Here is a 6436-nt window from a genome sequence, read left to right as displayed (position 1 = left end):
CAGCACTTGGCCGGAATGGAAGAATCTGATTACATCATAGCAATCAACAAGGATGCATCAGCTCCTATATTTGATGTGGCTGATGTTGGAATAGTAGGAGATATTTTCAAAATAGTTCCTCTTCTTATTGAACAGCTGAAACAAGAAAAGAGCAAAGAAGATAAATAACAAAATGGTGAACAGAAATCCTGTTCACCATTTTTTCTTTTTAAGCTATATATCAATCCCATATTTCTTTAATTTGTTATACAGGCTGCTGCGGTCAATGCCTAACAACTTTGCAGCATTAGATTTATTGCCCTTTGCTTCAATAAGCGTCTTAATGATTTTTTCTTTTTCAATTTCAGCAGTGACATCATTGAGAGAGCTGGTGTTTAATAATTGCCTGGTTTCTTCGTTTTTTTTATACATTCTTGACAATAAGAAATCAAAGTGTTCTAATTGCAATGAACCTTTTCCTGCAGCTATGCAGGCACGCTCAATGACATGCTTTAATTCTCTCACGTTTCCTGTCCATGAATACTGATAAAACAGAGCATAAACATCATTTTTAATATATGTTATTTCTAGTCCGTGTGATTTATTAAATTCTTCAATAAAATATTTGCACAGAAGAGGAATGTCTTCAGGGCGTTCTCTAAGGGGCGGAATATTGATTTCTACAACATTTATTCTGTAAAATAAGTCCCTTCTGAACAATCCTTTTTCCACTTGTTCTTCAATGTTTTGATTTGTGCAGCAAATGACACGCACATCAATTTTTATTGTTTTTAAACCGCCTACTCTCTCCAGTTCACCTTCCTGCAGAACTCTCAGAAGTTTAGACTGAAGGCTTAAAGGCATTTCACCGATTTCATCAAGAAGTATAGTTCCTTGATTTGCAAGTTCAAACTTTCCTATTTTGCCTTCCTTGGAAGCGCCTGAAAATGATCCGGGCTCATAACCAAAAAGTTCCGATTCCAACAAGTCTTTTGGAATGGCAGCACAGTTTATTTTTACAAAATTATTGTTTCGCCTGTTGCTCAACTCATGAACGGCATTGGAAAAAACCTCTTTTCCGGTTCCTGTTTCTCCTGTAATTAAAAATGTCAAATCTGATTTTGCAAATCTTTCAATTGTATCTTTAATTATCATGATTGATTTGGAGTCGCTTACTATATTGTTTATGGGTTTTTGAGATCTACCCGACAATTCTGATATTTTTTTCTTATACTCCAGATTTTCTTTTTGCAGTTCTTTAATTTGTTGGTTTAATATTGAAACTTCATTTAAGTTATAGAATGTAGCTGTACTTATTACGCCATAAAGTATGTCGTTTTCGATAATTGGAATTCTGTTGCACACAACAGTCTGGCCGTTTTTAAGTGTAAATAAGTGCCCTATGTCTTCCTTTCTAGTCATGATGATTCGAGGAATTTCAGAATTAGGTATAATATCTTGAATAGGTTTACCTAGGAAGTCTTCTTCTTTAATATTAAGCAATTCCTGATAATTTTTACTTATGAAAACTACAATTCCCGCTTCATCGGTAATGATAGCATAATACATACATCTAAGAGCTTTATTCAATATACTTTGAAGTTTTTCATCTTTATTTTTTTGCATCATTATCCTCCTGAACAGCATAATAATTATAGCATATCTTTTTATACGGTTCCATATAAAAAAGATATTCCAAAAATTAATAGAAGTTTGGCAATATCTTTTTGTAATTATTTTAAACTGCTATTTATTTATGTGGAAGAACAAGTGCTTCACCTGTTGTAACAACAGTACCGTCCTGGTTTGTGCAATAAGTTTTCAGAGCAACCCTATTTTTATCAGGAAATATTTCAGTTATTTCTACAGTTGCAGTGATTGTGTCGCCAAATCGAACGGGAGCTAAAAATTTCAGCGTCTGTGAAGAATATATAGTACCCGGTCCCGGAAGCTGTACACCTATGACTGCAGATATTAAAGAAGCAGACAACATTCCGTGTGCAATTCTTCCTTTGAAAAATGTGTCTTTTGCATAGCTTTCATTTAAATGCGCAGGATTTATGTCTCCGCTGATTCCGGCAAATAAATAAACATCAGTTTCTGTAATTGTTTTTGTGAAGGATGCTTTTTGTCCAACCGCCAACTGGTTAATCTTTAAACCTAACATTTAAAATACCTTTCTTGTAAGTCCATAAATCTGACGAGCTTCATCAGGAGTAGCAGCTTGTAAATCAGCTTCCTCAAGCAGTCTCTTTGCTCTTGCCACAAACTGTGCATTAGATTCAGCAGGTACTCCTTTTTTATACATTACGTTGTCTTCCATTCCTACTCTAAGATGTCCTCCCATGGCAATTGTTGCCATCATTATAGGCATGTGACCGCTTCCAATACCGCATCCTGACCATGTTGAACCTTCAGGGATTAAGCTTTTTAAGAAAACAAGATTTTCGATTGTATTAGGCAGACCACCAGGAGCTCCAAGCACAAACTGGAAGTGAAGAGGTGCCTTCAGAATGCCTTTTTTCAAATAATATAAAGCATTATGAACCATTCCTCCATCAAATATTTCAATTTCAGGTTTGATATTTGATTCTTGCAGTGCCAGTCCTAACTTTTCCAAAAATCTGGGATGATTTTCGAAAATAGTTCTATGCTGCCAGTTTAATGTACCTGCATCGTAAGAAGCCATTTCAGGCAGAAGCTGCTGCAGAGGGTATATTCTCTCTTCATCACCAAAGCCTACACTTCCTGAACTTGTAATGTTGATGCAGATGTCGCAATCTTTTTTGGCACGTATTAAGTCAATTGTTTCCTTGTATTTTGCATAATCTGTAGATGGTGAACCATCATCATTTCTCACATGTATATGTGCTATAGCAGCACCGGCCTTCCATGATTCATATACATCATCCGCAATTTCCTGCGGTGTTATTGATAGGTTAGGATTATCTTCCCTTGTAGGCCATGATCCTGTTATAGCTACTGAAATTACTCTTTTCTTTTTTAAATCACTCATTATATCCTCCATGATAATGTTTTTTTTGTTAAAACTGTAATTAATATAGCAATCTTTATGCCAACATGTTTTTTGACTAAATTACTCGGAAATCTGAAAAGTAAAATGAAAATGTGTAGAAAATCAAATCAAAAAAATGTTAAAAGTGTAGATTTTCTAAACAATATTAATGCTTCTTTTTTTGAAAATGAGCAAAATGCACGAGTTTAGTTGTTGGCATGATTATTGCTCTACATACGGTGGCTAAGAAATTAAGCCTAAAATTTATAGGAGGATAGTATAATGAGAATAGCAATTTTTGGTTCAGGAGCAATGGGAACTGTATTAGGAGCCTTTTTAAACAAGAATGGGCTTGAAGTTGTGTTGATTGACAGCTATGCAGAGCATGTAAAGGCTCTAAACGAAAAAGGAGCACACATAATCGGATGTGTTGATATGACAGTGCCGGTTAAAGCAATTTTACCGGAACAAATGGAAGGAAAATATGATATAGTGTTTGTGTTTACTAAACAAACATCAAATGCAGAAGCTCTTCCGAAACTTAAAAATTTCCTTAATGAAGACAGTATTGTATGCACATTGCAAAACGGTGTTCCAGAATACAGCGTATCAGAGTATATAGGAGGCAACAGAACAGTAGGTGGTACTGTGCTTTGGGGTGCAACATTTATAAGCCCAGGGGTTTCTGAAGTAACTCAGGATGTTACATGTGGAGACAATTTGTTTGACATAGGTGAAATTGACGGTAAAATAACAGATAGAATTCAAAAAGTAGCAGCAGTTCTTGAACATATGGGTCCTGTATGTATAGTAGAAAATTTAATGGGAGCTCGTTGGTCTAAATTGATATTGAACAGCTGTATGAGCGGCATGTCTGCAGTTACAGGCTCTGTATTCGGAGATGTTCTCAACAATTTAAAGGCAAGTGCATGTTTAGGATTAATTGCAAGCGAAATTATAGAAGTTTGTACAGCAGCAGGAGTGAAATTTGAAGATGTTATGGGAATGGATATGAAAGACTGGGGATGGACAGCAACTTATGATGACTATGAACTGTCTCAGAGATGTTTCAGAAAGTTCTATGCTGATAAGAGAACAGCAAAAGCCAGCATGCTTCAGGATTTGGAAAAGGGTAAAAAGACAGAAGTAGATATGATCAATGGATTTGTGGTTGAGCAAGGAAAGAAATATGGAATTCCTACTCCATTTAATGATATTGCTGTTAAGGTTATTAAAGGAATAGAAAACAAAGAACTTCCATTGAGCATGGATAACCTTAAATTTTTCGACATACCTGATTTTAAAGCATAATTAAATAATAAATGAAATTTACTTTAAGTTACTATAAAATTTGAAAAGAGGTCTAATATGATTGGAATAATTGGTTTATTAGTAGCAATTGGTATTCTTGCTTTTCTGGCATACAAGGGTGTGGGTGCATTGCCGCTTACTATTGCAGCAGGATTAGTGGTAATAGTGTCAAACGGAATGAATTTATGGGAATCTTTTTCTGAATTTTACATGAATGGATATATTGGATTTTTCAAATCATACTTTTTGATATTTGCTTCCTCAGCATTATATGCAAAATTAATGGAAGACACAGGTTCAGCAATATCAATTGGTTATAAGTTCATAGATTGGTTTGGAAAAGGAAGAGCAATGCTTGTTGTTCTTCTTGCAACATCTGCATTGACATATGGGGGTATCAGCTTATTTGTTGTTGTATTTGCAGTGAGCCCAATAATAATGGTATTGTTTAAAGAAGCTGACATACCAAGGCGTCTTGCTATGGGACCATTGCTTGCAGGTTCAGCTGCATATACAATGACTGTACTGCCTGGTTCACCTCAATTAACAAATGTTGTTCCCACAACTTATTTAGGTACAACACTTACAGCAGCTCCGGTATTCAGTATAATTGTTGGACTATTAATGTTTGTTGTGGAGTATGCATATTTAAAATGGGAAGAAAAAAGACTCAGAGCAGCTGGGGAACATTTTACGTACATTGAAGGTACTGATCATACAATGTATCAAATTGATAGAAGCCAGCTTCCATCAGCAACTAAATCTTTTATACCATTGATAGTTGTTGTAGCTATGATTGTAGGACTCAGAAAAGTTATGCCATCAGCAGCATCAATAGTATTAGCCATGACTGTTGCTTCAGCAATTGCCATGATATTTAACTGGGATAGAATCAAGGATAAAAAAGAATTATTAAACAAAGGCCTGGGTGGAGCAATAGGAGCCATTGCGGGACCATGTGCAGTAGTTGCATTTGGAGGACTTGTTCAAAATTCCCCTGCATTCCAAAATGTTGTTGCATGGATTAACGGATTCAACATGAACCCTTATATAACAGGTGTAACAGCAACTGCAATTATTTCAGGTATCACAGGTTCTTCATCAGGCGGTGTGAGAATCACTATGGAAACATTCGCTCAGCAATTCATTGCAAGCGGTGCAAACATGGATTATATGCACAGACTGACTTCCATAGCTGCAGGCAGCCTGGACACTCTTCCTCATTCAAGCGGGCTGTTCTTAATGTTCAGCTGGCTGGGACTGAATCATAAACAAGGTTATAGATTTGTATTTGTTACTACAGTATTAGTACCTTTTATTTTTACAATAGTATGTACCGCAGCAGTTATTGCATTAGGCTTGTAATAATTAATTGACAGAAAACAGATTTAATAATTTTATTTGATTCATGTCAAGGGTTATCTCCGGCATTATTCAGGAGATAACTCCTTCTTTTAAAATAGGGCATAATAAGGGAAAAATTTAACAGGCATGTGCAATTATATAAAAAATTTTACTATAATACCGCATATAAAATAGGAGTGAAATATGAAATTTCAATTAAGCAAGGAACACGAAATGGCAAGACAGCTTTTCAGAAGTTTTGCTGTCAACGAAGTGGAGCCATTGGCACAAGAAATTGACGAACAAGAAAGATTTCCACTTGAAACTGTTGAAAAAATGCAGAAATATGGTTTCATGGGAATTCCATTTCCAAAACAATACGGCGGACAGGGATGCGACTATTTAACTTATGCAATGGCAGTTGAAGAATTGTCAAAAGTATGCGCTACTACAGGCGTTATCGTATCTGCACACACATCATTATGTGGTTCACCACTGTTGGAATTTGGAACAGAAGAACAAAAACAAAAATATTTGACTAAAATTGCATCAGGTGAATGGATAGGCGCATTCGGTCTTACAGAACCTGGAGCAGGAACTGATGCTGCAGGACAGCAGACAAAAGCAGTTCTTGACGGAGACAACTACATTTTAAACGGAAGCAAAATATTTATAACTAATGCATCTTATGCAGATGTTTATATAGTTATGGCAATGACTGACAAATCACAAGGAACAAAAGGCATTTCAGCATTCATAGTTGAAAGCACATTCTCTGGATTTTCA

At 35.7% G+C, this 6436-nt stretch carries 6 protein-coding genes and 1 pseudogene; 4 read left to right on the top strand and 3 right to left on the bottom strand.

The window, feature by feature from the left end; translation table 11 throughout:
* Positions 1–168, top strand: a pseudogene (locus LY60_RS18275) (electron transfer flavoprotein subunit alpha/FixB family protein); the annotation flags it as partial.
* A gap of 45 nt (positions 169–213) precedes the next feature.
* On the opposite strand, the gene LY60_RS17865 reads toward LY60_RS18275, so the two are convergent.
* The 3 genes from LY60_RS17865 to LY60_RS17855 all read right to left on the bottom strand — a co-directional run bounded on the left by LY60_RS17865 (position 214) and on the right by LY60_RS17855 (position 2995).
* The gene (locus tag LY60_RS17865) at positions 214–1605 is read right to left on the bottom strand and encodes a sigma-54 interaction domain-containing protein (RefSeq protein WP_145087137.1); all 1392 of its coding nucleotides are present in this window, start codon (positions 1603–1605) and stop codon (positions 214–216) included.
* A 124-nt stretch (positions 1606–1729) separates the two neighbouring features.
* The gene (locus tag LY60_RS17860) at positions 1730–2146 is read right to left on the bottom strand and encodes a MaoC family dehydratase (protein WP_145087134.1); all 417 of its coding nucleotides are present in this window, start codon (positions 2144–2146) and stop codon (positions 1730–1732) included.
* Positions 2147–2995: a beta-keto acid cleavage family enzyme gene (locus tag LY60_RS17855; protein ID WP_145087131.1), complete on the bottom strand. Its 849-nt coding sequence runs from the start codon at positions 2993–2995 to the stop codon at positions 2147–2149. It abuts the gene before it with no gap.
* Between the two features lie 282 nt (positions 2996–3277).
* Here LY60_RS17855 and LY60_RS17850 point away from each other — a divergent pair, with 282 nt between their 5' ends.
* The 3 genes from LY60_RS17850 to LY60_RS17840 form a co-directional block, all read left to right on the top strand.
* A complete protein-coding gene (locus LY60_RS17850) occupies positions 3278–4306 on the top strand; it encodes a ketopantoate reductase family protein (RefSeq protein ID WP_145087128.1) in 1029 nt (342 codons plus the stop codon).
* Positions 4307–4363: 57 nt separating this feature from the next.
* Positions 4364–5671 (top strand): GntP family permease, encoded by a 1308-nt coding sequence (locus tag LY60_RS17845; protein WP_145087125.1) that lies wholly within the window; start codon positions 4364–4366, stop codon positions 5669–5671.
* Between the two features lie 183 nt (positions 5672–5854).
* On the top strand, positions 5855–6436 hold a 582-nt coding region (locus LY60_RS17840; RefSeq protein WP_212633511.1), incomplete at its 3' end, for an acyl-CoA dehydrogenase family protein.

It is taken from the genome of Sedimentibacter saalensis (assembly GCF_007830175.1).
In the GTDB taxonomy this organism is placed as follows: domain Bacteria; phylum Bacillota; class Clostridia; order Tissierellales; family Sedimentibacteraceae; genus Sedimentibacter; species Sedimentibacter saalensis.
Note: the sequence above shows the minus strand (reverse complement) of the source record. Positions and strands in the feature narration are given on the sequence as shown.